Genomic DNA, 25,535 nt, shown 5'->3' with positions numbered 1-25,535 from the left:
TTTTAACATATTGTTCAGCTACGTTCCAAGTTGACAATATCAGGGTCGGTACTGTAGAGGAAGTTGCCGCCAAGCTGATCGCTGGCCTGGTTAACCGCGGTGATCCCCAACACGCCAAGCATGATGCTCAGGACAGCTAGCAGGGTACGGCCCCGGCGTTTGATCACGTCGGCCCAGGATTTGCGCAACAGCATACTCATTGCTCGCCTCCATTCACCAAAGATGCCTGCAGGCCAGAGTTCTGGACAACGCAGCCGTCAAGCAGCTCGATTTGTGCGGTTGCCTGCTGAGAAAGTACTTGCGCATGTGTGACGTAAATGACCGTTTTGTGATAGTGTGTCAGACCTGCTAACACAGCAAACACCTGCTGTGCAGTCTGCGAATCAAGGTTGCCAGTCGGCTCGTCGGCGACAATCACTGGTGGGTCGTTTGCCAGTGCACGGGCAATGGCAACACGCTGCTGTTCTCCGCCCGACAGTTCACTAGGCAGACGATGAGCGAGATCTTTGAGCTGCGCGAGTGCCAAACAATCCAGCGCCCGTTCACGCCACTGCCGACGCTTGAGGCCCCCACCGCCCCCTAATTCCAGAGCGAGAAGGACATTTTCAAGGGCAGTAAGCGTGGGAAGTAATTGGAAGAATTGGAAGACAATCCCAACATGCCTTCCCCTCCAACGTGCCAGGCTATCCTCACTCAGCTCGCGGATCTCTTGTCCAGCAAAGAGAACGCGCCCGTTGGTTGGGCGATCAATGCCTGTGAGCATATGAAGCAAGGTTGATTTTCCACTGCCAGATGGCCCGGTGATAGCAAAGAGACTCTGTGCTGGCACGCGAAAGGTGATATCGTTGAGGATGGCGGTTTTTTGTGTTCCCGAACCAAGAGATCGCGAGAGATGTTCGACCTCGATGAGCGCAACGGCATCCAGAAGCCTTTCTGGACCTGGTTTGATATCCGATGAGTGCATACGCGTTCTTCTCCTTCATACGCCGTTCTCTTTATCGAGAGCGCGGGCGAATATCCTTCATCTCTCGTAGTATGTGCTGAGATAGCTCAAAGAGCATCAGGCCAGAGGAGAATTCCACTCAGACCAAAGTCGGATATGCCCACGGGATGCGCAACGAGCTAGCGTAGCTGAGCAATAATAGAGAAGAATCCCTGGCGGAAGGTCAAAGGAACAGGCTTCCTTACTCAATTCTGCATCGTCTGTTTCACACATCCTCACCTCCTTGACAAAGAGCTTCTGTGGGATATAATGGCAGCACCGTAGAGGAACAGGTCGCCATCAGAGGCGGCCTGTTTTGTTTCGCAAAAGACCAAGAGAGAAGGCACGCTGGGTTTCCCTTTCCAGCGTGCCTTCTCTCTTGGTCTTTTGCATCACCGCATAAAAAGGAGTTTCCATCATGAGCCGGAAGCATTCTTTCGTCACGCTATCCGAGGAACAGACCCTCGCCTGGTATCAGCATCTTGTGCAGGCCCTGCATGGCTACACACTGGCACTGACATTAAAGGCAGGACTCAGCCCGGCGGAGGCAGCGAGGCTGTGGGAGAACTGGCACGGAGGCAGGACCTCTCAACCATCTCAAGCCACGCTGGAGATGGTTGAGCAGCAAGCCGAGCAGATTGCAGAGGTCTTCGCGCTCACACACGGAGAAGAGCACGTTCAGATCGAGCAACAGGATGAGGCCTGGTTGGTTGAAGTCACAATAGCTGACCGTGAGCCACTTGAGCGCTATGGGGCGAGCCTTGAACTCTACACCCAGTGGGTTGCTGAGCAAATGCGCCTAGTCTGCGAGCCGAAAGGGATACGCTGTTCTGTCTGGCTCGATCAAGAGACGCCATCACTGCATTTCTCCCTTCTGGTTGGTCGCTAGCCAGAAAACGCGAGGATATGGTGAAGATGGCATCTCATTTCTCTCGCCTTTGTCATCTTCACCTTATCAGGGAAAACTCTACAATTAATTTTCAGGGATTTCCTTTGTCTCTTGCACAGGATGCGATTGAGAAAGCCAAACCAAGGTGAGAAACAACAAAGAGGACTAAGTGCCTATCCGAATAACCCAGCAGCTTAAAAAGTCATCAAACCACAAGCAAAACGGAGGTTTCACCTAGAGGTCTTGCACAATCTCAAATGAATGGGACAGCACCATACGCCAACTCAGGTCTTCCTGGCGAAAAACATTGCTCAACATGACGCGACTGCTCCTCACCCTCCCTTCTGGAAGATGAAGTTGTGCAACTTGAACACCTGTGAGGACAGCAACTTCTCCAAAAACATGCACTTCAATCGCTTCACCCGCAATTTCACTGATCGAGATGGGAAAGGCGGTGAGGATGGTGATGAACTCTTCCCTTGTCTGATCGGGTTCTCCTGGCGAACGCCCAACAAACGTTGGTGCGAGAATCGTTGCCAATAAGGAAGCATCTCTGGTCTTCAGGGCCTTCCAAAACTGCTCCTGGACGAGAAGGATCTCGCGTTGGACTGGTTGGTCAAGATGCATTTGTTTTCTCCTCTTCGCGCACAAAGCTTCTTCAAAGTAACCCTGCGGCACGAAAAGCAATCAAGCCACAGGCAAAGTGGAGAAACGCCAGATAGTTTGCAGGCTTTTTCTCCCACCGAATAAGTAGGCGGCGAAAACGGTTCATCCACGAATGTGCACGTTTCACTACCCAGCGACGTGCTTTGAAGCCTGCTTCCCGCTTGATTGCCTGGCTTCTTCTCTACGAGAGCGTACATGAGCAGTAAAGCCAAACTCCTGCAAGATCGCATAGACCTCATCATAATCGTATCCTTTGTCCGGGCACATTCCCTGTAGGCGCTCCTTTATGGGCTCCGGACGCACGACCACCAAACTCTCGATAGTCGCTCGCACCAGTTTCATATCATGTCGATTGGCTCCTTCAACCGTCAGGCCAATCGGCACTCCATGGCCCTCTGTCAGTAGGCTGCGCTTGACGCCGGACTTACCCCGGTCGGTAGGATTGGGTCCTATTTTGTCCCCACCCAGCGGCGCTTTCGTCATCGCTCCGTCCATCGCGAGCCAGTCCCACTCAATCCCGCAGAGCTCATCAAACTGCTCCAACCCTGTTTGCCAGAGTTTCAAGAAAACTCCCGCTTCTACCCAGACTTGAAACCGATCGTGGGCCGTCGAATGGGCACACAGTTCGGTTTGGTCGAGAGCTTGCCATTGACAGCCCGTGCGCAAAACGTAGAAGATTGCGTCAGCACAATGTCGATCAGGGATGCGAGGTCGTCCCCCGCCAAAGCAATGCGTATTGACATGGACTGGCAGCAGTGGCTGGAGCACAGCCCACAGCTCATCAGAAATCCGGAAGCCCGTCGTGGTGCGATTATTCGGCGTTCGTTCTCGCTCTCCTTGCTGGTTGTCTTTTTTATCCATCCCTCAGTATAGCAGATTATTCGGATAGGCACTTAATACCACGGTGATCTTGCTCCAATCGATTGTTCAGATAGGGATTACAGCCATGCGTGACCGCGCTCTCAAAGGTCTCGCGAATTGCACGAGGATAGGAGTCATGCCCATCGGTCGTGACTCGCTCAGGCGCACGACCAACCGCCTCGAGTGCTTGCTTAAAAAAGCTCTTGGCGGCCTCCATATTTCGTTTCTCACTCAGACACGAATCCACCAGGTTGCCATCTGCATCAATGGCACGATAGAGGTAGCACCACTTTCCCCTGACCTTGACGTACGTTTCATCGACATACCAGGACAGCCCTGCTTGTCCGCGTTGCTTGGCCCGTAGATGCTCTGCTCTCAGTGGAGCGAACCGTGCTTCCCACTCTCGAACCGCTTCATGTGTGAATTCCCATCCGCGCTCCAGGAACAGTTCCGCGAGATCCCGCAAGCATAACTTCTATCGGAGTCGCCAGAGAACAACGAGCAGAACGACATCGGTGGGATATTCGAGAACGTTGAACGGAGTTCCTGTCCGTTCGTTAAAGGCTTGCTTACAATCTAAGCAGCGGAACGTCTGCTATCCGAGCGCGGTTTTCTTGGTCTGTTCCTTCGTGGTAGCTGAAGCACAGTGCGGACAGTTCATGAACTCCTCCTCCTCATCAGATGAGTCTTTGCCATCAGCATACCTCATCAACTATCCGCTAGCCAAATCTTTGTCTGAATTCTGATGAATTCTGACGCTTCCATTCAAACCAGTAGGTTGCTATGAAACACCTTCTCAGGCCCATTCGTTCGTTTTGCGCCGGATACTCGTACTACATTCTTCTCGGCCCTCAGCCCGTTTGCTGGCAGCTTGTGTGCACGGCAGGTGGCACACGAGGGCAGTGCCCCAACCCCTACGGTCCAACCTGAATGATCATCTTGTGCTCGTCGAGGGGCAGCACATTACCGGGGCTATCGGTGACTGTAATATGGGCCTGGGTAATCCCGGGCCGGTGCAACAGCAGATCCTGCGCTGAGGCCGCATTGAGGCCCGCGATCAAACGCGCCATCTCCTGCCGGCTCGCTGCATCAAACTGTGCCACCCACTGCCCCTGCGCCTCGATGTGCAGCGAGATCATGCTCTGTGGATTCTGAATCACAGCATTGATCAATGTCGTTTTCAGCCGGCTGGTCAGGGCATAGTTGTTGTGAAAGGTCTGCGTGGCATCACTTTTGAGCAGGTTGGTCGCCATGGCATAGGCATCATCGCGATTGAATACTTCAGCTATGCAGGTCATCGTCGTGGAGACGGTCACGCTATTGGAGCGCTCGCCCGCGCTATGGCTGGCGCTCGAACTGGCACTGCATTTCGCATTTCCGGCCTGCTGTTCCCCGCTCTGAATCTTCCCTTGTATCGCCTGCTGTCCCTCGCTGGTCATTTCGGTTGTCAGGTTGCTGGCGGCCATATCAATATCACTCTGCTGCACATACGAGTAGGGCCGGGCATCCTGTCCATCACTGAAAGCATCATGATTGGTCAGCGTAATGCCCGCGTGGCAGCAGGTTGTCTCTTTAAAATCCAGGGCCGGGATATTGCCTTGCGCGCCGGGAATGAGCGCGTGGGCGATACTGCTCATGCTGCCTTCGGTGGGCGGATTGGCCGCGGGAATGGTAATCGTTTCGTCGGTGGCGACCTGGATGCCTTTCTTATCGGCAAAGATCGTTCCGGCGGGAATGTTCTGTGAATAGGGTAGGGCATTATAAAAGGTCAGCAAGCCCAGGGCATTGGTGGCCTGAATCATGCCGCGTCCGGAAGTTTGCACCGTTTTTGTGTGGGGTGACGTGGTCACGCTGATAAAGTGCGCGGCTACCTGGTGCAGCGTCGGGTCAGGCACCCAGGTAATCGCCGAAATAGCATAGACATTTTTAAATATTCTCTTCTCAGGCGTGATGGTCACACTGGCGGAACTGCCGGGGAAGAGCCGGGCCAGCGGGCCGAATCCGACAAAAACGCTCAACATTGAGCCGCCGATCAGCAGGAAGAGCGCCAGCAGCAGAGCAACCAGTAGCGCACGTGTGCGTCTGTGCTTGCGTCGTGGCGGTGAGGCTGGGACCAGGCTGACCACCACATCTATTGGAGTGAGCATCTGGCTGGGAACGCTGCGCGGCGTGATGACCTCATCCACCACTATCGGTCTGGCCTCCATTGGCTGTAGTGGTACTGGTAGATTCACTTTCTCCTCCTTCTGTGCGGCCTTGTCTCGTGACGCTGGCTTCTTAGGCGGAGCGGCAGGACGTTCAAATGGCTGAGCCGGCGACTGGTCAGCGGAGGCTGGCGCTGGGGTAGAGGTGCGTGCTGGCTTCTTAGGCGGAGCGGCAGGACGTTCAAGTGGCTGAGCCGGCGACTGGTCGGCGGAGGCTGGCGCTGGGGTAGAGGTGCGTGCTGGCTTCTTAGGCGGAGCGGCAGGACGTTCAAGTGGCTGAGTCGGCGACTGGTCGGCGGAGGCTGGCGCTGGGGTAGAGGTGCGTGCTGGCTTCTTGGGTGGAGATAAAGGTGTCTCAGTCGTCTTTTTTTCAGCGGAGGCCGGGGGGTGATCTCCGCTAATAAATGTTTTAGCATAGCTGGCATAGTTTTCTAGCGAGAGAAAGACCGGGAATTGCTGGCGTTGTGCTAATCTGGCAATCGTAGTGTGAGATGAGGCCACAATCACAAGTTGGGTCTTCAGCCCCTGTAGCAGGTTTCTCAGGTCTGCGAAGTCGGTTGTACGCCGGAATGCGGCGTTATCGTCAGGCATGACCAGTACGGTATGTCTGCGTCCCAGCTTATCTTGAGCAAGAATCGCGGTCAGAATGCTTTGCCGGTCATCTGACGCGGCCACGTGAATAATTCCAACGCTGGCGCTGCGTGGATCGTCGGGTCCAAATAGTTCCGTGCCATTCTTCTGTCGCATAATGCGTTCCTTTCCTGCTACTTCGGTAGGGTTTTTCAGTTTTCCGACCTCTCCAACGCAAGCCCGCTGACGTGCCTGCTCCTCACCCAGGCTTTATTGTATAACGAGCAACGCTAGCCAGGTTTCTCTCTTTTTCTTTTGTGTATGACTTTCCTCTCCTTTCCCCATCCTTATGAGCTATTTCATTGCAACCTCTCTCATGGATAGAGATGTATGATATCTTTACCTCTCTGAGGCAGGTCTGCTTCGTTATCACCAAAAAGGGGGAAGACCGTAACCAAAAGCAGCATGGAAGCAACGTTCCCTCTGAGGTTAGCCCATCTCCGATGGCCTCTCCTCGTCTGGTTCAGAATCCTATCGTCTGCAATTCACACGTTCTAAGGAGAAGTGCATATGTTTATTGCTGGACTCGGCGTCACTTTCTTTGGTCTCATTATCGGTATCATTACGTATCGGATACTACGACAAGCCACGGGTGCCTCTGGATACTCGAACCTCATCGCCATTGTAGGAGTAGTTGGGAGTGCAGCGGTGGTTACCTTCTTGAGAAGTGATGTGTTATTTGGCTGGTATGCGATTGGCCTGGTCATTGGTTTGTTTGGTTACTTTACCGTAGGCTTGAGACTCTTTGGCAAACAGGAAATGCAGGCTTGGCGAATTCCACCGATCCCCTCAACTTCTGTGCCTGTCAATGTTCATGGAGAAGAAGAGTCATGAAGAAAGTGGTACACATGACCATTCAGGATGCCCTTCAAAACCTGAGGCAGTATGGATTTCAAGAATGCACGAAAGAAGGGAGGAGCCAATGCGAGAGGGAGTGCCTCTATGCATTCGAGCAACAGGGTGATGAAAGTGGTGTCTGTTATGGCTGTGAAACAGTGGATGATGTTTTTGCTCTCTTGTCTCTGGTAGAAGCATCAGCCTCGCAATGAAGCGCTCACATTGCTTCCTTTCTCACAATGAGAGAGCTTCCTTCCGTCCAACACGGAACTGGTGAGATCTCTACAATTATTCTGGTGAGAGCAAGAGCGTATCTTTGTTTCAAAGAGATGCTCTCATCAGGAGAAGGTTCTATTATCTGGCGACAACAAATTCTCCTCATTCTCCCCTCTCATACAGATGGTACCCCTGTAGAGTGGTGTATCCCAAGTGGAGATATTGTCTTTGGAGAAGCGATTCAAGAAGTTACCATCCGTAAATTTCTTGAAGAGACGGGATGAGAAGCCCGTATTGAATATTTTATAGATAAATTTGAAAGTATCCGCCCCGAGAAACCTTGGTATAGCATTACTGTTATTTTTTAGGCAGTTTAACAGGAGGAACGCTCACATCAGAAAGAACACCGTATGGCGAGAAAAAACCGCAATGCCTTTCTATGAGGGGTTGAAGCAGCTATGTTCTCCTCCTCTGAGAACTCAGTTATGCAACCTTTCTTGTACCATCGTACGTGCATCTGAATCGTTCTTAAGGGGAACTTCACGCTGCAAATTGGCAAGCAACCTGATCGAAACCACGATTCCTTGGAGTGACAAGGCTTGTCGTGAGACTTTACGCTATTTTACCGTATCATGATTAAAGGATCTGCCAGAATATAATTCACATCTCACTCTGAAAAAAGAGGCGTGTTTGGGTTTTCTCTGAACGGAGGCCCTTATTTTTAGAAGGAGGAAAGCCAACTGTTACTATGATCAATCAGCATGAGGGGAGTCTTTCATCAGGAATACTTCGCCATAACACACATCACCACAAGCTCCAACTCAATGGGCAACTGCTCACACCAGAGATGTGGATTGAAATATGCGTATTTCATTGCTGGATCCCTGGACAAGTGCAAAGTGATGCAGGGGGGTGGTATCTTCAAACGCTCAATCACATTGGTATCCGTCTTTGTGCTGGACTCACAGCACGTTTGTACGTCGCTCAGCCGCCATCTTGTCAAGAGACGCCTTTGCCTTAAACATATTTATCTTCTTCTATTTTATGCATGACAAAGAGAGGTGACTGTGAAACGTTTGTTCAGATATTAGTAATATCAAATCCGTTGAAGTACTGCACATTCCTGTTGCTGGCAAGCTCCACCCCACTCGAAAAAGGTGATGGCCCGGCTTCGATAAAGGCCACTATTTAAGCGGTTTTGATATTACTCCTCATCAGATGGTCATTGTTCTCAGCATACCTGCAAACGATCGCCAGGCAAGCCTTTCTCTGGATTCTGACAGGACCGGTGGAACCACTCAATACTCCCCTAGTGTGTGTTGGCAATGAAGAGCATATAATATACAGAGTATTCCTTCGGAGACACAGACGAAGAAAAGCGTCGCTCTGGTAATCAAGGTAGCGGCTGAGCACCTGGGTAATACGGCGTCATTGTCGCACGTGTTTTATCCGCCCGGGAATACTTGATTTCTATAGATAGAGATGTATCGTTTCTGAGCTATTAGGAACGTTTGTATTGCACAAAGCAAGCGGCAGCGTGGGAACTCTACCTCGATGAAGCTGTTTTGCTGAAATTTCTCCAACACTTATGAACAAAGTAGGATGCATGTTTAAAAGATGGATCAATAAGTGGCGCCTGAGGCGTATTACGCGTAAAAAGATGCACTATGATGCGCTACGCCCAGGCCAAGAAACGGCTATTCAGGCCCTCCTGGATGGTCACGACACGCTGGCGGTGATGCCAACCGGCTCAGGGAAGTCCTTTATCTATCAGGCGGCTTCCCTTTTGATCACAACAGGCCCTACAGTGATTATCTCGCCCTTGATCGCGCTCCAGAAGGACCAAGTTGAGGCGATTGAAGAACAAAGCATGGGTAAGGTAGTTTTGCTCAATTCAGCGCTCTCTGCAGCAGAATGGAAGAAGGCATTTGCCGATTTGAAAGGTGGAAAGCTTGACTTCCTCTTTTTGACACCTGAACAGTTTAGCAATGAGGAAACGTTACAGCGCGTGCGTGAGGCCAGGCCAGCGCTATTTGTAGTAGATGAGGCGCACTGTATTAGCGAATGGGGCCACGATTTCCGCCCTGGCTACGCCCGATTAGGGGCGATTGTCGAAGCACTGGGACACCCTAGAGTGCTGGCCCTAACGGCAACGGCGTCCCTGCCTGTACGCAATGAGATCGTTGAACGCCTGGGTATGCATAATCCGAGGGTGGTCGTGCAGGGCTTTGACCGGCCAAACATCTGGCTGGGGGTTGAGAAATTCTACGACGAGGCAGAGAAAAAGCGGGCGCTGACTGAACGGATTAGAGAAGCAGAGAAACCAGGCATTGTCTATGTAGGTACACGTAAACATGCGAAAGAGTTAGCGGAACACCTGCGTACACAGAACATAGAGACAGTAGCCTACCATGCAGGCATGAAACCAAAGGAACGCGCACAAGTCCAAACCGCCTTTATGAAAGATGAGATTGAGGTAATTGTCGCCACCACTGCTTTTGGTATGGGAGTAAACAAGGGCAATGTCCGTTTCGTGTATCACTACGAGATCAGCGATTCGGTCGATGCTTATTACCAGGAGATTGGGCGTGCGGGCCGCGATGGTGAGGAGGCGGAAGCCATTCTGTTCTATAATTCCAAAGATCTTGGCCTACGCAGTTTTCTCACCAGTAGCGGGAAGGTGGCGGTCGACGAGGTAGAGATGGTTGCCCGCGTGGTACATGAGCATAGTGGAGTCAGTGATCCCAAGGAGCTCAAAGAAGAGTTGGATATTTCACAAACCCGACTGACACAAGTGTTGGGCTATCTGGAAGAATTAGGAGTCGTCACAATTTTGCCTGATGGCAAGGTCAAACCGTATAAGAAGCCATCCAATTTAAGCAAAATTGCCAACGAGGCCGTACGCTTCCACGAGAACCGGCGTCAGGTTGTGCGCTCACGTCTAGCGATGGTCCAGGGTTATGCTGAAGTTATTGGCTGCCGGCGCAAGTATTTATTGAACTATTTTGGCGAGGAGATGGACAAGCCCTGTGGTTTCTGCGATACCTGCGAGAGTGGATTAATTGCCGCGGATAGCAGCTCGATGCCTTTCCCCGCCAATAGTCGTGTCACCCATACCAGTTGGGGACAGGGCCTGGTGATGCGCTATGACGAGGATAAGATTGTTGTGCTGTTTGACGATGTGGGATATAAAACGCTCTCAATCGAGATCGTGATCAATAACAGGCTACTTACGGCAGTCAAGTAGTATTTGGAGCAAGGGCCGAAAGAGGGAAAATCAACAAGCTCAAATTGCCAAGCCCGCATTATACACTATCTAAACGGTTTTGATATAACCCTCTCGCGACCAGATGGTTTCTCAAGAAACGCTTGCAAACCAAGTACCTGTCCGCTTTGGTTTGCAAGCGTTTCTTGAGGAGCGCAAGCTGGCAGCAAAGCCCAAGCGATTCGCAGGACTCCTTCGACGATTGACTAGTTCTACAGGGTTTCACGCCAGTCGATCATCTGCGCATCTAGAATGAGAACGGTGAGCAGGAAGTTGAGCTGTGATGAAATGAGAATGAGGAGGGAGTGTGTTTTGATGAGGCAGAGTGAGCAAGGGCGCGCCTGGTTCGGCCGAGCTCTTCATGATTTCCTGAGGTGGAGTCAGGACGATTGAGCGGAGCGGAATGAGCCTGGGCCACTCCTCGTGGCCAGTGCTCTATGTGGTGGGTGAGAGCGTATCCCCTCTTCTAGAGCGCTGGGCAACGGAATGGTGCTCCAGGTGTGGAGGGAGCGCAAGGCAGGTGTGGTTGGGTTAGGGGAGGATCTCCTGCGCGCCGGCGAAGGCGGCAATAAATTCGGCAGCATGGAGGGCCTGGTCGAGATCCGTAGGGGGATAGGACTGCGTAGAGTGTTTCTCCTCGGAAGGGATGAGAATGAAGAGAGAGTAGTGGCCGTGGGCTTGCGAGTGATACACGCCCAGCTTGCCATTGAGACCCTCCCACTCTTTAAGAGGAAGTAAGGATGTGTCGCCTAAGATGAGCTGAGCAGCCTGCAAGTGTAGATTTTGTTTTTGCACTGGAGTAGATGTGACTTTGCACTGGAGTGTGCGGTGCTGTTTTGGAGTAAGCAAGTGAAGGGTGATATTTCTTGTGTACCCCAGAAGAATGCCACAAACTCATCAATAATAAGGTGGGTAGCAATTGGGGAGAAGAGAAGCCTACATTTGTCATAAGGAGCGGGCTCAAAAGGTATTGTCAACTTAGTAACAGAGCTGAACAATATGCTAAAATAGCTTCATGAAAACAAACACCACTCCCCTCAATTACAAAGGGTTCCGCTTTCCGCCGGAAATTATCAGCCACGCGGTTTGGTTGTATTTCCGTTTCTCGCTCAGTTTTCGCGATGTGGAAGAGCTTCTAGCACAACGAGGCGTTGTCGTGACGTATGAAACGGTGCGACAGTGGTGTTTGAAATTCGGCCAGACCTATGCGAATGAATTGCGCCATCGTCGCCCTCGTTGTGGCGACAAGTGGCATCTAGACGAGGTATTCCTCACGATCCGTGGCGAGAGACAGTATCTGTGGCGAGCGGTGGATCAAGATGGCATTGTGCTTGATATCCTTGTGCAGAGCCGCCGTAACAAGAACGCCGCCAAACGATTTTTTCGCAAACTGCTCAAAGGGCTCCAATACGTTCCACGCGTGATCATCACCGATAAACTGAAGCGTTATGGAGCAGCGAAACGCGAGATCCTGCCTGGCGTCGAGCATCGGCAGCACAAAGGATTGAACAACCGGGCAGAAAATTCCCACCAACCCACCCGACTGCGTGAAAAGAAGATGCGGCGGTTCAAAGCAGCCAAACAGGCCCAACGCTTCCTCTCCGCCTTCGACCCCATTGCTGGGCATTTCCAACCGCGACGACACCGTTTGCATGCCGGGGAATACCGTACCATTTTGCAGGGCCGCTTCCAGCAATGGAATGAGGTAACTGGAGCCACGCAGGTTGCATAACCACACTGACCTCTCCACTTCTCGTTGTCCCTCCATGTCTTTTCTTCTTATAACTCATCAGTATCTTCCGCTTTTACCAATAAGTTGACAATACCATCAAGGATGCGCATTTCACGCATCAAATATTGCTTTGAGTATACAATAGTTCGGCAAAAAGGCAATTGTTAGTTACCCTCCTGGGAGCGCCTATGCTGGCGGAGGTATTCCTCGGCGCGGCGCTGATACTTTGCCACAGCAGCACGGGTTGCGTACCAGTGGCGGTCCCGCTTACGTGCCTCTAATCTCCCGTAGCGCGCTGCCCAACTCAAGGCCTCCGGGGCGTACCCGAACTCTCGCGCTAGCTGTGGGAGAGGCAAATAATCCTCCTCCTCTGTTGCCGGTACGGTCGCGCACGCCTCCAAGTAGAGGTCAAGACTAGCCTCAACGGCCTGACCTATCAAATTCGCCAGGGGGCCATAGTTACCAGTGTTGCCAGTATCAAGTGCGTGAATGTAGCGCACACGCCAATCTTTGAGCACCAGCGCGGGTGGGTAGCCCTCTTGCATCAGCATGAGATTGAGCAGCAGGCGCCCTACCCTGCCGTTGCCATCGGGGAATGGGTGAACGGCTTCAAAGCCGTGATGGGCGATGGCGGCGCGGGTGACGGGATCGTACAGCTGGCCCTGCCTACCGTTTATCCACTTCTCCCACTCACGCATAAGCCGGGGAATATCGCGGGCTAGGGGCGGCGTCATGTTGCTTCCTCGAATGTACACTGGCACAGTACGCCACACTCCGGTCTGGGCTTCGTCGAGAATGCCACTCATCACCAACTGATGCAAGGTCAAGATGGTTTCCTGCGTGATCGGCTCTCGTTTGCCAGCTACCAGAGACACAACATAGTCATAGGCGCGGGCGTGGTTCTCCGTCTCCTTATACTCCCTGAGTGAGTGCCCCCCAACGGTCATCCCGTACTCAATCACCATGGCCGTCTCGTTGAGGGTGAGCGTGTTCCCCTCAATCGCCGTGCTATGATGGGTCAGCATGACTTTGAGGTCCTCATTCAAGCGCGTCACGGTTCCGGCTGGGAGGGGCCGGTATCTGTCTAACGCCGCCTTCTTCTGTTGGACACGGGTGGCTAGCCTTGCGTCCATTGCTGGCTTTTGCTGCCTGCTCATGCTTGTCTTCTCATCTCCATTACTATGCAACGGAACACGAAAAATAACACGTTCCGTTACGTATTTTGTGCTCACTCTTCTCTTCTTTTTATACAACGGATACACGGAAATAAAGCTATCCGTTGTATGAAATTTGGAACGTGTGACGGTTGCTTGTGGTCACGCTTGAGGGATGTGTCAGAACTGAGAATCAAGTAGACGATATGGCATGTTGAATCCATTCAACCGATGCTTTTAGGCTACCAGATCCATGGCTTTCAAGGCATCCAATCGTTGGCAGAAGAGACGACGCTGGTCAGCAAGAGCAACGTGTTGGTTCATGGTGGCACGATACCGGAAGAACTGACGTACCTCGTCAAACGCCCAGCAGAAGCGTGATGCCGACGCGAAGCTTCCAAAACCACGCATCGGGTAGTACCGCTGTTTGATACCACGGTGGTCTTGCTCCAATCGATTGTTGAGATACGGATTACAGCGGTGAATGACGCTCGTGCCAAGCGTTTCACGAATGGCACGCGGATAGGAATTATGGCCATCGGTTGTTACGCGTTGTGGAACGTCACCAATGACCTCGACGGCTTGCTGGAAAAAGCGTTTAGCCGCCTCCATGTCTCGCTTCTCGCTCAGCATTGAGTCAACCAAGTTGCCATCCCGATCGATGGCGCGATACAGATAACACCACGTCCCATGTACTTTGACATACGTTTCATCCACATACCAGGATCGTCCTGCTTGTCCGCGTCGTTTGGCTCGCAGTTGCTTTGCAATCAGCGGAGCGAACCGCGCTTCCCAATCTCGAACGGCTTCATGGGTGAACACAAAACCTCGTTCAAGAAATATCTCAGCCAAATCCCGCAAGCTCAGCTTGTAGCGCAGCCGCCACAGCACAACGAGCAGGATAAGATCAGTGGGATATTCCAAAAAGTTGAAGGGGGTACCAGTACGCTCATTGAAGATACGATGGCACCCTCGGCAACGGAACGTCCGATAGCCCAGCGTGGTTTTCTTGTTCTGTTCCTTGGTGGTCACTGACAAGCAGTACGGGCAATCCATAGGGCACGCCTCCTGAAACTCTGTGTGAGATGATCAGTCTATCACATCTTGGAGGAACGCTGCTTGGGGTCTTATTCTCAGTTCTGACACATCCAAAAAATCGAGAAAGATAGTAAAAGCCAGGCATAGAGCCTGGCTCTTTTTTTGCTACCAAGCGTATAGTAGATTGAGAGAGAAGCTATTTGTAGAGCATTAACAACAATAGTTGAATTGGAAGTCGGATATGCCGAAGCCCGCTATAGTTGTGGTGGATGATTCGCCTGTGGTCTTACATCAGCTTAAACATGATCTACAACGGAAATACAGTGACCGCTTTCGCATCCTCGAAGTGATCTCGTGTCAGCAGGCCATTAACCAACTACAACAGATGAACGTGCACAACGAACCGGTAGCGGCTCTCTTGGCTGACGCGCAAATGCCAGAGATGCAGGGCTCAGATTTTCTGCAAGTCGCACGAGCTCTCTATCCAAAAGCCAAGCGTATCTTACTCGCAACCTACGAGGACAACCGCGCCACCATCCAGGCCATCAACACCTCACTCATCGACTACTACATTATGAAGCCCTGGGAGCCGCCGGAAATCCACCTCTATCCCGCGCTCGATGATCTACTGGAAGACTGGCTGGCTTTCTACGAAACATCATTGACACAGCTACGCCTTGTGGGGCACCGCTGGTCCCCTCAGATGCATGAGATTGGCGACTTCCTGGCGCGCAATGGAATTCCCTACCAATGGCTCTATATAGAAAATAGTTCGGAGGCGAATCAGGTGCTGGCTCAGTTGGGTCTAAGCCAGAGAAATTTGCCGGTTGTGGTCTGTCCCGATGGCTCTTACTTGATCAAACCCAGCTTAGTTCAGCTTGCGGAAAAAATCCATCTCAAGACTCACGCGGAGCAACCTTTCTATGATTTGATCATCATTGGCTCCGGGCCTGCCGGGCTTGCCGCGGGTGTCTATGGTGCCTCGGAGGGGCTGCATACCCTGCTCATAGAGCAAGAGGCTCCGGGGGGACAGGCAGGAACCAGTTCACGGATCGAGAACTACCTCGGTTTTCCGACGGGGTTATCAGGAAGTGATCTCGCGTGTCGCGCCGTTATTCAGGCCAAACGCTTTGGAGCGGAGATTGTCACACCGCAAAAAGCTACGAAAGTGCGCTTGGATGGACAGTATCGCTGTGTTGAATTAAGTGATGGCACAGAGCTACGCTGCCATGTCCTCGTACTTGCCTGTGGGGTCTCCTATCGTAGACTGGATGTGCAGGGAATTGGGCGATTGACGGGGAAAGGGGTCTATTATGGAGGCTCAATCACTGAGGCCATGGCCTGCATCGATGAAGACGTGTATATCGTTGGTGGCGCGAACTCTGCTGGACAGGCTGCCATTTACTTTGCGAAATACGCCCGACACGTGATAATGCTGGTACGCGCCGACTCACTCGCAAAGGATATGTCCAGATATCTCATTGATCAGATTGATAGCACAAATAATATCGAGGTCAAGACCAGTATACGTGTTATCGCTGTCCAGGGCAAGCAGCACCTTGAAAGCATCACGATTGTCAATGATATCACTCAGGAAGAGCAAACCCTGCCCGCGACCGCCCTGTTCATCTATATCGGGGCTGAACCTCACACGAACTGGCTAAGGGGTGTCGTGCAGGTGGACGAGAAAGGCTTTATCCCAACTGGCTCTGACCTGGTCCATGAAGGGCAGGTTCCAAAGGGTTGGCTACTCAATCGCGAACCCTTTCACCTGGAGACCAGTATCTCTGGAATCTTCGCCGTGGGCGATGTGCGTCACGGTTCTGTCAAGCGTGTTGCCTCCAGCGTTGGAGAGGGATCCATGGCTGTGATGTTCATACATCGTTACCTGGATAATTCTGCCCTGAGAACTTAACGCCTGTAAAATGATTGCTTTGCTCCTAACGTGCGCAAAACGCCGCTCTGGGTGCGGCTAAGGAGATGGATCATGGAACGTTCCATAATCTACAAGGACAATGTCCCCTACCTGAGGCCGATCGGAACGCTTCAGATTGGCGATACACCTCTATGGCCGCCGCTGCTGAATGATGACGTTCTCTACATTGCCACGCGCGACCGCACACTTTACGCGTTGGATAAGCATACACACACGCCGCTTTGGAGCTACAGAGCGCAGGGCGACATCCTAGCCGCACCTCCCCTGGTTGAGGATGTGCTCTATATCGCATCCTCTGACTACACGGTCTGTGCGCTTGAAGCCAGAACAGGCGGCGTACTCTGGCGTTACCAGGCCACAGGGCCGCTACCATTCGCACCAACCATTGCCGAAGGGGCCGCCTACCTTGTCGCGGATCGCACTCTGTATGCTTTAGATGCCGCGCTAGGCGACGTGCTTTGGTCCTATAACTTGCAAGAACGCGTGCACGTGCCCTTAACAGTGAGCAACGGCGTTCTCTACATCGCGGTGAAACACACGCTCTATGCCCTTGACGCTATCCGCCGGGTCATCATCTGGAGTTATGCCACCCAGGATACCTTGCGCGCTTCTCCAGCCGTGGTAGATGAAATGGTCTACCTTGGTTCGCGGGATCACACTCTCTATGCGCTCAATAGTGAGGCTGGGCAGAAGATCTGGAGCTATACCACCCGCGACGCTCTTCTCGCATCACCGACCATAGCCTACGGCATAGTCTATGTTGGCTCCAATGATTGCACGCTCTATGCGCTAGAGGCAAATTTTGGTGTGCTGAGATGGCAGTATACAACTGCCGGGCCTCTTCTCGCGCCGCCGACGCTCTCAGATGAGGTCCTGTTTGCGGGCTCTCTAGACCATTTCTGCTATGCCCTGGATGCACTCACAGGCGAGAAACTCTGGAGCTACGCGACCAACGGGCCAATCGATACCTCGCCAGTCATTGCGGATGGCATCTTGTATGTCTCTTCCACCGACACCTCCCTCTACAGCTTCACCAGTGACCGCCTGTGGACCTTTCCCACCGGTAACGCTATCGAATCATCGCCCGCAATCGCCAGCGGCATGGTCTACGTTGGCTCAACGGATCATAACGTCTATGCGCTCAGGACCGAAACCGGCGAGGTACAATGGCGCATAGAAACTGGAGAAGAGGTCTTCTCCTCGCCCCTGGCGCATGACGTACGTGAGGTTGTCTATATCGGGTCAAACGATTATACGCTCTATGCCCTGGCCGCGAGCACAGGAGCCATCCTGTGGAGCTACCTTACCGCGGGGCACATCATCTCTTCGCCCAGAATATGGAACGGCATGGTCTTTGTCGGTTCAGCTGATCATTGCGTCTACGCGCTTGATATAGAGACAGGAGAGGAACTCTGGCAGTATGAAACGACGAGTAACATCACCTCCTCGCCCTGTATCGTCGATGGCGTTCTCTACATAGGTTCGCTTGACCAACAGATCTATGCGCTGGAGGCCTCTCGTGGAACGCTGATATGGTCGTACATGACTGGCGGCGGCGTCCATTCCTCACCCACTGTGGATCAGGATCTCCTCTATGTTGGCTCCCGCGACCATACGCTCTATGCCCTGGATGCCAAGACGGGAACGAAACGCTGGGAGTTCAAGACAGGCGACATTGTGGATTCATCGCCTACGGTTGCCAGCGGCATCGTGTACGTTGGTTCTCATGATCATCATCTGTATGCGCTCGATGCGCACTCGGGCGAGAAACGTTGGCAGTATAGAACGGGCGGCGCGGTAGCCTCCTCACCACGAGTTCTCGAGGAAACGGTCTATGTAGGCTCGGAAGATGGCTTACTCTACGCGCTCAACGCGCACTCAGGGGAAAAACGTTGGTGTTACCATACAGGGGGTGCGATCCATGCTTCAGTCGCAACCGATGAAGACCTTGTCTACATAGGTTCCTCTGACCACACCTTGTATGCCTTGCAGCGCATCCTCCTCCCAACGCATATTCACCTGCCAGGCTGATGTCTCGGCTATTTGGCGCCGAGACAATGGAATTCGGGAAATAGTAGAACAGAGGCATCATGTTGACGACGCGCAAGGCGATGATGCCCTGTGATCAATGAATGTGGGAAATGGGGTCGGGCCTCTCTTTCACAGGCACTCGATTTGTCACGCGCAAGGTGATGCTCCTGAAAGGGATTTTCCCGGCCTTCCTCCTCAGCACCTGCGGCGCTTCGCATGGGGTAAGGAGGTGTGGTAGCGAGAAGTCGCTTCCTCATAATATCCCATATTAAATAATTAGAAGCCATGCTATTTATAGTGGAATTATGGGTTTTGCAGATCAGCACATTTAGATACTTTATTTATGTTACTACTGACAATAATTCATAGAGATTTTTTCCTTTTCATGCTATCTTTCGTATAATGACATGAACGGGACAACAGTAGGGCATAAACAAATATTGATCTGCCAGCTGATGCAGATCTCAATCTGAGGAACTATAAAGGCGATCATTGTTGCCCTCTTGTTTTCAATGCATCGTACAGGCGCTTCGCGACGCAGGTTCTCTCTCATAAGACCTTCACCAGCAAAAGATACATCTAGCCTCTGGTATCTGGATGTATAGCGACCTCCACCGCCATCGTAAGCGCTAAGGAATTTCGGTGTGCCATTCAAGCGTGTGAGCGAAGCCGTCTGGAAGGCGAACAGGTGTGCTCCAGAGAGATGAGTTTCACAAGGCTGGGGGGTGGCGGTATCGCTAGCTGCTGCGAAACGGCGTTCACGATTGCTTTTTCATAGCTTGTTGTTTGGCAAGATGCTGCTGATACGCGTAAAAAATAGTGTTGAAAAGAAAAGGGTTCATGCTATGCAGTCAAACAACCCGGAACAACAGAAGGCCACAACTGGAACCACGACAGCCACAGAGTCAGCCCAACAGGGTCAAGCAGAGCAACAGCAGGCTCCGCCTGAAGCTACGACAGCCATCCAGTCAGTTCCCCAGGACGAAGCGGTGAAGGAAGAGCACCGCAAAGCGGAAGAGTACCTGGATCAACTGCGGAGAACGCAGGCGGAGTTTGTCAATTATCGCCGTCGCATGGGTAAGGAACAGCTTGAGGGGCGCATCACCGCCCAGAGCAGCTTGCTCTATCACCTCTTGCCTGTCCTCGATGATCTTGAACTGGCGCTGCGCTCGGCGCCAGCGGAGATGTGCCCACATGCCTGGGTGCAGGGTCTGTTTCTGGTCGCGCGCCGACTTGAGTCCATGCTTGACCAGCTGGGTGTACAACGCGTTGGGGCCATCGGCGAACAATTCAACCCACGCTGGCACGAGGCCGTCACGACCGAGGCCCGTGCAGATGCGCCCGAAGGGGCCATTCTCGATGTCCTCCAACAAGGGTATATCATCGAGGACCACGTCATTCGTCCAGCCAGGGTGAGTGTCGCGGGAGCCTCCCCACAACGCGAAACGCCCACGGCGCAAGAAAAGACTGATCCTAACAACAAGCAAACGCAAGCCGAATGAGCAGCGGTCACGCCTCAGAGGCGTCGAGGGGGCCAGGGAAAGAAGCAGCCTCTGGCATTTGACAGTTCACGTGAGCAGGCCACATACGTGCTCTGGCTCCTTGTCGAGAGGAACCGTGGACATACTACAAGAGAGAGGGGCAACAATGGCAAAGGTACTCGGCATAGACCTGGGAACAACAAACTCAGTTATGTCAACCATGGAGGCAGGTGAACCCACTGTCATTGAGAACAGGGAGGGCGCGCGGATTACACCCTCTATCGTTGCGATTACAAAGAATGGCGAGCGCCTGGTGGGCCAGGTCGCCAAACGTCAGGCCGTGACCAACCCGGAAAATACCGTCTTCTCCATTAAGCGTCTCATGGGGCGTAAGTTCGATGATCCTGAGGTACAGCGTACGATAAAAATGGTCCCCTACAAGATTACAGGCGCTGCCAACGGTGATGTCCGCGTCGTGATGGGAGGGCGTGAGTATAGTCCGCCAGAAATTTCGGCCATGATCCTGCAAAAGCTGAAAGTTGATGCGGAAGACAAACTGGGGGAGCGCATTACGCAGGCCGTCATCACTGTCCCAGCCTACTTCAACGACTCACAGCGCCAGGCCACGAAAGACGCGGGGACCATCGCAGGACTTGAAGTCTTACGCATCATTAATGAGCCAACTGCGGCCTCACTTGCCTATGGGCTGGACAAGAAGCATGACGAGCTGATTGGTGTCTATGACCTTGGTGGTGGCACCTTTGATATCTCCGTCCTGCAACTGGGGGAGGGTGTCATTGAAGTCAAGGCCACCAATGGCGATACCCATCTGGGTGGCGACGACTTTGACCAGCGGATTGTGGACTGGCTTGCCGACGAGTTTCGCAAGGATCAGGGCATTGATTTGCGCAACGATCGCATGGCGCTCCAACGCTTGAAAGAAGCGGCCGAGCGAGCCAAGATTGAGCTCTCCTCATCGACCCAGACCGAGATTAACCTCCCCTTTATTACAGCTGACGCCAGTGGCCCAAGGCACCTTGTGATGACACTTACACGTGCCAAGCTAGAGCAACTGGTGGGTGACCTGATCGAGCGCACGCGCGGTCCAGTCATGCGTGCCCTGGAGGATGCGCAGGTCAAGCCAAGCGACGTCAACGAGGATGTGCTGGTCGGTGGGCAGACCCGTATGCCAGCCGTCGTTGAGTTTGTCAAAAACATTTTTGGCAAGGACCCGCACAAGGGCGTCAATCCCGATGAGGTGGTCGCCGTTGGCGCGGCTATCCAGGGAGGTGTGCTGGGAGGCGAGGTCAAGGATGTCTTGCTCCTGGATGTCACTCCCCTCTCACTTGGCGTCGAGACATTGGGTGGCGTGACAACCAAGCTTATTGAGCGCAACACGACCATTCCTACGCGCAAGAGCGAGACCTTCAGCACAGCCGAGGATAATCAATCAGCAGTAGATGTCCATGTGCTCCAGGGCGAGCGCGAACTGGCGCGCGATAACAAGAGCCTGGGACACTTCCGCCTGGAGGGGATCAGTCCGGCGCCGCGTGGTATGCCACAAATCGAAGTCACCTTCGATATTGATGCAAACGGCATTCTCAATGTAACCGCGCGCGACAAGGCCACGGGGCGTGAGCAAAAGGTTACTATTACGGCTTCTAGTGGTCTCTCGCAAAGCGAAGTCGACCGCATGGTGCGTGAAGCGGAGCAGCACTCTCAGGAAGATCGACAGCGCCGCCAGGAGATCGAGACACGCAACAATGCCTCCAGTGTCGCCTACCAGGCAGAGCGTATGCTCCAGGAAAACAGAGAGAAACTCTCGCCCGATGTGCGCGCTGAAGTCGAGAATCGGATCAAGGCGGTCCGTGACGCGCTGACCGGGAGTGATACAGCGCGCGTGCAGAGCACCATGGCTGAATTGGAGAGCACCTCTCAGCGTATGCAGCAGGAAATCGCCAGCTATACAGGCGCTCCGGCTGGTAGCGAAGCCACTGAAGCGAGAGCGCAGGCCGGTACTGGCAGCGAACCGGGAACAGTCGAAGGCGAATACCGCGAACTCTAGCTGCTCCCAACAGGACATCCTGGAGGCACATCAGTGTTCCCTCCAGGATGTCGAGTACACCTTTGCAATGCTAAAACTAATACAGATAGGCAAGCTTGCTTTCTGTGTGTGCGTTTAAGAGAATAGGAAAGGATGTGCAACATGCTTTTGGCTTCAGCGCATCTTATCGCTTTACACGAACTGGCTGCCAAAGAGGCTGCGGGACACACAACTCACACATTGGCAGAAGACGATGTTCAGGAGCACATCTATCGCGAACTTGAATTGCAGGGCCTTGTCCTCCTCGAGCCCCCTCGTGCCTATCAGCTCTCCTACGCGGGACGGGAGGCGCTTGACCTCATAAGAGCAATGCATGCGGAGAACTTGCTCCCTACAATAGATCGTCTTGAGCACAACTGGCGCTTTCTTGGCTCAGATATTCTGGGCGCTTTACACGCAGCAACATTGCGAAAGGGGCAGGTTGGTCCAGTGACCACCGATATGTTGCGCGCACGCGGCTTAGCAAAACAAACGCAGGATACATTAGAGAAACGCCAGCTTACCTGCTTGAACCGCTATGGCGAGGCCTGGGAGGATTTCGCTGAACGCCATCGCCCACGTCTGGAGATTTATGGTGAACTCGCGAATGCGATTCGACACATGCATCCTGGCTATGCCCAGAAACCTGCTGCTCAAATGACGGCAGGGCAACTGGCGCTTATGGAGGCCATGAACCTCCTTGTCTGGTCAGTTCCTGAAGGGGATAACTATGTCTTAACAGCTTTAGGCCAGGCCGTCTATGATGCCTTGCGTAAAGGAGGCTATAGCCCACTCGATGTGGTACTCGATGAGCCGTTACTCCAGGTACTGGCAGAACTGGTGGATAAGGGAAGCGCGGCCCTGGCGTCCGAGCAAATAGCTAGCCTACAACTGCTGGGCTATGTAGATGCGGATGAGAAACTGAGCGAAGCGGGTTACGCGGCGCTAAGAGCGTATTCGCTCCTGCAAAGAGATGTGCCAGAAAAGACACATACATTCGCGATCACCGAACCTGAAGTCGAATTACTCACTACAATCGATCGCCTGGCCCAGGAGCAAAAGCCCACCCATAAAGAGGCACTGCATCGCGCTCTGATCGACCGCATGGTCAAACACTATCGCTCTCTGGAGGGGCGCCGTGGCAGGATGTTACGAGAGAAAGCCCCGCTGAAGCGTCAGGCAGTGGCTCTGCTGGAGGAGGTAAAAGAGCACGACAAGTGGTTTAACACCAATTGGGACCTCGAGGAACTCATTGTTGGCCTGGAGGCCTTTGATCTGCTGAGAGCTGAAATGGAAGGCTCAAAAATGAGTTATCGCTTGACACCCACTGGCAGCAGGATTGTAAAAGAGCAGGAAGGAAATACACGCGATATTAGCGCGACAGCAGTCAAAGCCTTGACGATTGTCGCCACCCCCTTAAGCGTTCCCGCGCAATGGTGGATCGAACAGGCGCGCGAAGAAGAGCTTATCGGCACTGGAGGGATCAGCGCATCCGGCCATTTTTACGCTAACCTCGCCAATCACTGCGTACGTCAGCTCGCGCTTACACGAGAAGAGGCTGAAATTTTGGAGCAACTTCCCGACACTGAAGGAGCGTCATGTGGTTTCGGCACGAGCAATCATGAAGGGCTCGACGAAGAAAAACGAAATTGGGCAATGGAGAAGCTCGAAGCGCGCGGCTTTATTAACAGGCTGGTTGATTGCCAGATCATACGTACGGAGGCAGGGCAACTTTTAACCAGGGCTGTGAGTGGCGCCATGCATCTCGGGCATCCCGTCACGCCAACCATCGTACGCTTACTCGCCGCCATCAGGCAGGCGGGGACTTTATATGTGAAAGAGCGCAAGGTTCGCATTCAACCTCACCAGTGGGGAGAAGTAGAGCGTTTGACTGGGCTAGGGGAACACGAGTTTCGCGAAGTGCTGCACGTTGCCCGCATGGGTCAATACGTTGGGGAGGCAACGCTGACAGAGGCTGGTCTGGATCTCCTGGCTGTCCACGAGCTCATTCATAAAGAATATGGCGTTGCTGCAGCGGAGTCCCACCAAGTCGGACATCAATAACTCGGCTCTTTTGAGACTCCTCTTCCAGGGAGAAAGATCCCATGGCTGTTGATTATAAGGACTATTACAAGACGCTGGGCGTGGACAGGAACGCGAGTCAGAAAGATATTCAAAAAGCCTATCGCAAACTTGCGCGCCAGTATCACCCTGACATCAATCCTGGCGATAAAGCGGCCGAGGAGAGATTCAAGGATATCAACGAAGCCAACGAAGTGCTCTCGGATCCAGAGAAACGGAAGCAATATGACGAGATGGATAGGTATTACCGGCAGTATGGAAGCTGGCCCGGCGCTGGCCACGCGGGTGGGACGGGAGCGACAGGCGCAGACGGACGGCGTACCTACTATCGTACAGTCAGCGAAGAAGACTTGAATGATCTCTTTGGCGGTGCAGCCCCGTTCTCGGATTTCTTCGAGACCTACTTTGGAGCGGGCCCAGGCACGAGGAGATCGCGAACGGCTGGTCGTACGCGTGGTGAGGCTCGTGCCCCGGCCCGCCAGGACGTTGAAGCCGAAGTCGTCGTGACGCTTCCAGAAGCCTACAAAGGCGCCACGCGTGTTTTGGAACTGGCCACGCCAGATGGTAGCACACGCCGCCTGGAGGTAAAAATTCCCCCAGGGGTGGACGAAGGCTCGCGCATACGGATAGCTGGTCAGGGCCAGGAGGGTCCCGCCGGGCGCGGTGATCTGTATCTGCGTGTACATATGGCGCCTGACCCTCGCTTCACACGGGAGGGGACGACGCTGCATACGCGCGTCGAGGTTCCTCTCGCCGAGGCTGTATTAGGTGGAGAGGTACAGGTATCGACCCCAGATGGCCGCCGCCTGTTGCTGCGTATACCTCCCGGGACCGAGGAGGGTACCGCGTTGCGTCTACGAGGCCAGGGTATGCCTGTTATGGGAGAACCAGATAAAAGGGGCGATCTCTACGCTGACGTACACGTGGTAATGCCTAAACACCTCAGTCCAGAGCAACGTCACCTCTTCGAAGCCTTCGCCCGTTCTGTTGGCTACGTTCCCCAGGCAAGCCCGGTAGAAGAAAGGAGCAGCCATGGATAACCCATTTATCACGCGTATCGTGGTGCAACCATATACCGCGCCACGCTCATATAGCGAACGTGAGGCTGCCACCGCGAGCCACCTTAATATGCGAACATTGCATTCATTGGAGACATTGGGCCTTGTACAGGGCGAAGGCAGCGGTAAAAACCGACGCTATAGCGAAGAGGATGTGCGACGCCTGCGACGTATTCGCCGCTTACAGCATGAGTTAGGAGTGAATCTGGAGGGCGTCGAAGTCGTCCTATACCTGCTCAGACGCCTGGCAATGCTACAGCAAGAACTGGAGCAAACAAGAAGCCAGGTAACCGAGATACAGTCTTCGGCATGGCAGATTTCCAGCGATTGACAAGAAGAAGTTCAAGATCGTCATTGTGCTCTACCCACAAGCATTGTGTATTACATATA

The 25,535-nt window shown here is 53.1% G+C and carries 19 protein-coding genes and 1 pseudogene; 11 read left to right on the top strand and 9 right to left on the bottom strand.

Going from position 1 to position 25,535, the window contains the following annotated elements:
• Positions 1 to 14 precede the first annotated feature (14 nt).
• Positions 15 to 200, bottom strand: coding sequence for a hypothetical protein (locus KRAC_RS42395; RefSeq protein ID WP_007918029.1), 186 nt, complete (start codon positions 198 to 200; stop codon positions 15 to 17).
• Entirely contained in the window at positions 197 to 964 is a 768-nt protein-coding gene (locus tag KRAC_RS42390; RefSeq protein ID WP_007918025.1) for an ABC transporter ATP-binding protein, read from the bottom strand. The genes KRAC_RS42395 and KRAC_RS42390 overlap by 4 nt, the downstream gene beginning before the upstream one ends.
• Positions 965 to 1,400: 436 nt before the next feature.
• Here KRAC_RS42390 and KRAC_RS42385 point away from each other — a divergent pair, with 436 nt between their 5' ends.
• Complete coding sequence (locus KRAC_RS42385) at positions 1,401 to 1,871, top strand: hypothetical protein (RefSeq protein ID WP_007918022.1); 471 nt, start codon at positions 1,401 to 1,403, stop codon at positions 1,869 to 1,871.
• 234 nt (positions 1,872 to 2,105) lie between these two features.
• On the opposite strand, the gene KRAC_RS42380 is transcribed toward KRAC_RS42385, so the two are convergent.
• The 4 genes and pseudogenes from KRAC_RS42380 to KRAC_RS42365 form a co-directional block, all read right to left on the bottom strand.
• Positions 2,106 to 2,498, bottom strand: a complete 393-nt coding sequence (locus KRAC_RS42380; protein ID WP_007918020.1) for a nuclear transport factor 2 family protein — start codon at positions 2,496 to 2,498, stop codon at positions 2,106 to 2,108.
• Between the two features lie 31 nt (positions 2,499 to 2,529).
• Positions 2,530 to 3,305 (bottom strand): IS5 family transposase gene (locus tag KRAC_RS42375; protein WP_085954441.1). Its coding sequence is split into 2 segments (ribosomal slippage): positions 2,530 to 2,705 and positions 2,705 to 3,305, totalling 777 coding nucleotides; the frame shifts between segments, so codons are not numbered across the junction.
• Positions 3,306 to 3,429: 124 nt separating this feature from the next.
• Positions 3,430 to 4,059 (bottom strand): annotated as a pseudogene (locus KRAC_RS42370) (IS6 family transposase); the annotation flags it as partial.
• A 253-nt stretch (positions 4,060 to 4,312) separates the two neighbouring features.
• Positions 4,313 to 6,349, bottom strand: coding sequence for a baseplate J/gp47 family protein (locus KRAC_RS42365; protein ID WP_007918018.1), 2,037 nt, complete (start codon positions 6,347 to 6,349; stop codon positions 4,313 to 4,315).
• A gap of 393 nt (positions 6,350 to 6,742) precedes the next feature.
• Here KRAC_RS42365 and KRAC_RS42360 point away from each other — a divergent pair, with 393 nt between their 5' ends.
• Positions 6,743 to 7,066, top strand: a complete 324-nt coding sequence (locus KRAC_RS42360) for a hypothetical protein (RefSeq protein ID WP_007918017.1) — start codon at positions 6,743 to 6,745, stop codon at positions 7,064 to 7,066.
• Positions 7,067 to 8,891: 1,825 nt separating this feature from the next.
• Entirely contained in the window at positions 8,892 to 10,532 is a 1,641-nt protein-coding gene (locus KRAC_RS42345; protein ID WP_007918014.1) for a RecQ family ATP-dependent DNA helicase, read from the top strand.
• 549 nt (positions 10,533 to 11,081) lie between these two features.
• On the opposite strand, the gene KRAC_RS42340 is transcribed toward KRAC_RS42345, so the two are convergent.
• Entirely contained in the window at positions 11,082 to 11,399 is a 318-nt protein-coding gene (locus KRAC_RS42340) for a hypothetical protein (RefSeq protein WP_040447001.1), read from the bottom strand.
• 166 nt (positions 11,400 to 11,565) lie between these two features.
• Between KRAC_RS42340 and KRAC_RS42335 the strand changes: the two genes are divergently transcribed.
• On the top strand, positions 11,566 to 12,282 hold the full coding sequence (locus KRAC_RS42335) for an IS6 family transposase (RefSeq protein ID WP_007918012.1): 717 nt from the start codon (positions 11,566 to 11,568) through the stop codon (positions 12,280 to 12,282).
• 164 nt (positions 12,283 to 12,446) lie between these two features.
• Here KRAC_RS42335 and KRAC_RS42330 read toward each other — a convergent pair whose 3' ends face one another.
• Entirely contained in the window at positions 12,447 to 13,439 is a 993-nt protein-coding gene (locus KRAC_RS42330) for a Fic family protein (RefSeq protein ID WP_007918011.1), read from the bottom strand.
• 234 nt (positions 13,440 to 13,673) lie between these two features.
• Positions 13,674 to 14,492 (bottom strand): IS6 family transposase, encoded by an 819-nt coding sequence (locus KRAC_RS42325; RefSeq protein WP_007918010.1) that lies wholly within the window; start codon positions 14,490 to 14,492, stop codon positions 13,674 to 13,676.
• A 223-nt stretch (positions 14,493 to 14,715) separates the two neighbouring features.
• On the opposite strand from KRAC_RS42325, the gene KRAC_RS42320 reads away from it, so the two are divergent.
• The 7 genes from KRAC_RS42320 (at position 14,716) to KRAC_RS42290 (ending at position 25,476) form a co-directional block, all read left to right on the top strand.
• Entirely contained in the window at positions 14,716 to 16,389 is a 1,674-nt protein-coding gene (locus tag KRAC_RS42320) for an FAD-dependent oxidoreductase (protein WP_007918008.1), read from the top strand.
• 72 nt (positions 16,390 to 16,461) lie between these two features.
• Positions 16,462 to 18,441, top strand: coding sequence for a beta-alanine-activating enzyme beta-propeller domain-containing protein (locus KRAC_RS63625; RefSeq protein WP_007918006.1), 1,980 nt, complete (start codon positions 16,462 to 16,464; stop codon positions 18,439 to 18,441).
• An 845-nt stretch (positions 18,442 to 19,286) separates the two neighbouring features.
• The gene (locus KRAC_RS63620; RefSeq protein WP_007918004.1) at positions 19,287 to 19,943 is read left to right on the top strand and encodes a nucleotide exchange factor GrpE; all 657 of its coding nucleotides are present in this window, start codon (positions 19,287 to 19,289) and stop codon (positions 19,941 to 19,943) included.
• A 145-nt stretch (positions 19,944 to 20,088) separates the two neighbouring features.
• Positions 20,089 to 21,987, top strand: coding sequence for a molecular chaperone DnaK (dnaK, locus tag KRAC_RS42305; protein WP_007918002.1), 1,899 nt, complete (start codon positions 20,089 to 20,091; stop codon positions 21,985 to 21,987).
• Between the two features lie 141 nt (positions 21,988 to 22,128).
• Complete coding sequence (locus KRAC_RS42300) at positions 22,129 to 24,069, top strand: DUF505 domain-containing protein (protein WP_007918000.1); 1,941 nt, start codon at positions 22,129 to 22,131, stop codon at positions 24,067 to 24,069.
• A 41-nt stretch (positions 24,070 to 24,110) separates the two neighbouring features.
• Positions 24,111 to 25,127, top strand: coding sequence for a DnaJ C-terminal domain-containing protein (locus tag KRAC_RS42295; RefSeq protein ID WP_007917998.1), 1,017 nt, complete (start codon positions 24,111 to 24,113; stop codon positions 25,125 to 25,127).
• Positions 25,120 to 25,476 (top strand): chaperone modulator CbpM, encoded by a 357-nt coding sequence (locus tag KRAC_RS42290; protein WP_007917996.1) that lies wholly within the window; start codon positions 25,120 to 25,122, stop codon positions 25,474 to 25,476. The genes KRAC_RS42295 and KRAC_RS42290 overlap by 8 nt, the downstream gene beginning before the upstream one ends.
• Positions 25,477 to 25,535: the final 59 nt, after the last annotated feature.

It is taken from the genome of Ktedonobacter racemifer DSM 44963, assembly GCF_000178855.1.
Taxonomy (GTDB): Bacteria; Chloroflexota; Ktedonobacteria; order Ktedonobacterales; family Ktedonobacteraceae; genus Ktedonobacter; species Ktedonobacter racemifer.
The sequence above is the reverse complement of the archived record's forward strand: the minus strand, read 5'-3'. Positions and strand labels throughout refer to the sequence as shown.

What these genes read in the sequence shown, in the direction of transcription:
- KRAC_RS42395 (WP_007918029.1), bottom strand. Translation starts at nt 200, where the DNA reads ATGAGTATGCTGTTGCGCAAATCCTGGGCCGACGTGATCAAACGCCGG.
- KRAC_RS42390 (WP_007918025.1), bottom strand. Translation starts at nt 964, where the DNA reads ATGCACTCATCGGATATCAAACCAGGTCCAGAAAGGCTTCTGGATGCC.
- KRAC_RS42385 (WP_007918022.1), top strand. Translation starts at nt 1,401, where the DNA reads ATGAGCCGGAAGCATTCTTTCGTCACGCTATCCGAGGAACAGACCCTC.
- KRAC_RS42380 (WP_007918020.1), bottom strand. Translation starts at nt 2,498, where the DNA reads ATGCATCTTGACCAACCAGTCCAACGCGAGATCCTTCTCGTCCAGGAG.
- KRAC_RS42365 (WP_007918018.1), bottom strand. Translation starts at nt 6,349, where the DNA reads ATGCGACAGAAGAATGGCACGGAACTATTTGGACCCGACGATCCACGC.
- KRAC_RS42360 (WP_007918017.1), top strand. Translation starts at nt 6,743, where the DNA reads ATGTTTATTGCTGGACTCGGCGTCACTTTCTTTGGTCTCATTATCGGT.
- KRAC_RS42345 (WP_007918014.1), top strand. Translation starts at nt 8,892, where the DNA reads ATGTTTAAAAGATGGATCAATAAGTGGCGCCTGAGGCGTATTACGCGT.
- KRAC_RS42335 (WP_007918012.1), top strand. Translation starts at nt 11,566, where the DNA reads ATGAAAACAAACACCACTCCCCTCAATTACAAAGGGTTCCGCTTTCCG.
- KRAC_RS42330 (WP_007918011.1), bottom strand. Translation starts at nt 13,439, where the DNA reads ATGAGCAGGCAGCAAAAGCCAGCAATGGACGCAAGGCTAGCCACCCGT.
- KRAC_RS42325 (WP_007918010.1), bottom strand. Translation starts at nt 14,492, where the DNA reads ATGGATTGCCCGTACTGCTTGTCAGTGACCACCAAGGAACAGAACAAG.
- KRAC_RS42320 (WP_007918008.1), top strand. Translation starts at nt 14,716, where the DNA reads ATGCCGAAGCCCGCTATAGTTGTGGTGGATGATTCGCCTGTGGTCTTA.
- KRAC_RS63625 (WP_007918006.1), top strand. Translation starts at nt 16,462, where the DNA reads ATGGAACGTTCCATAATCTACAAGGACAATGTCCCCTACCTGAGGCCG.
- KRAC_RS63620 (WP_007918004.1), top strand. Translation starts at nt 19,287, where the DNA reads ATGCAGTCAAACAACCCGGAACAACAGAAGGCCACAACTGGAACCACG.
- dnaK (WP_007918002.1), top strand. Translation starts at nt 20,089, where the DNA reads ATGGCAAAGGTACTCGGCATAGACCTGGGAACAACAAACTCAGTTATG.
- KRAC_RS42300 (WP_007918000.1), top strand. Translation starts at nt 22,129, where the DNA reads ATGCTTTTGGCTTCAGCGCATCTTATCGCTTTACACGAACTGGCTGCC.
- KRAC_RS42295 (WP_007917998.1), top strand. Translation starts at nt 24,111, where the DNA reads ATGGCTGTTGATTATAAGGACTATTACAAGACGCTGGGCGTGGACAGG.
- KRAC_RS42290 (WP_007917996.1), top strand. Translation starts at nt 25,120, where the DNA reads ATGGATAACCCATTTATCACGCGTATCGTGGTGCAACCATATACCGCG.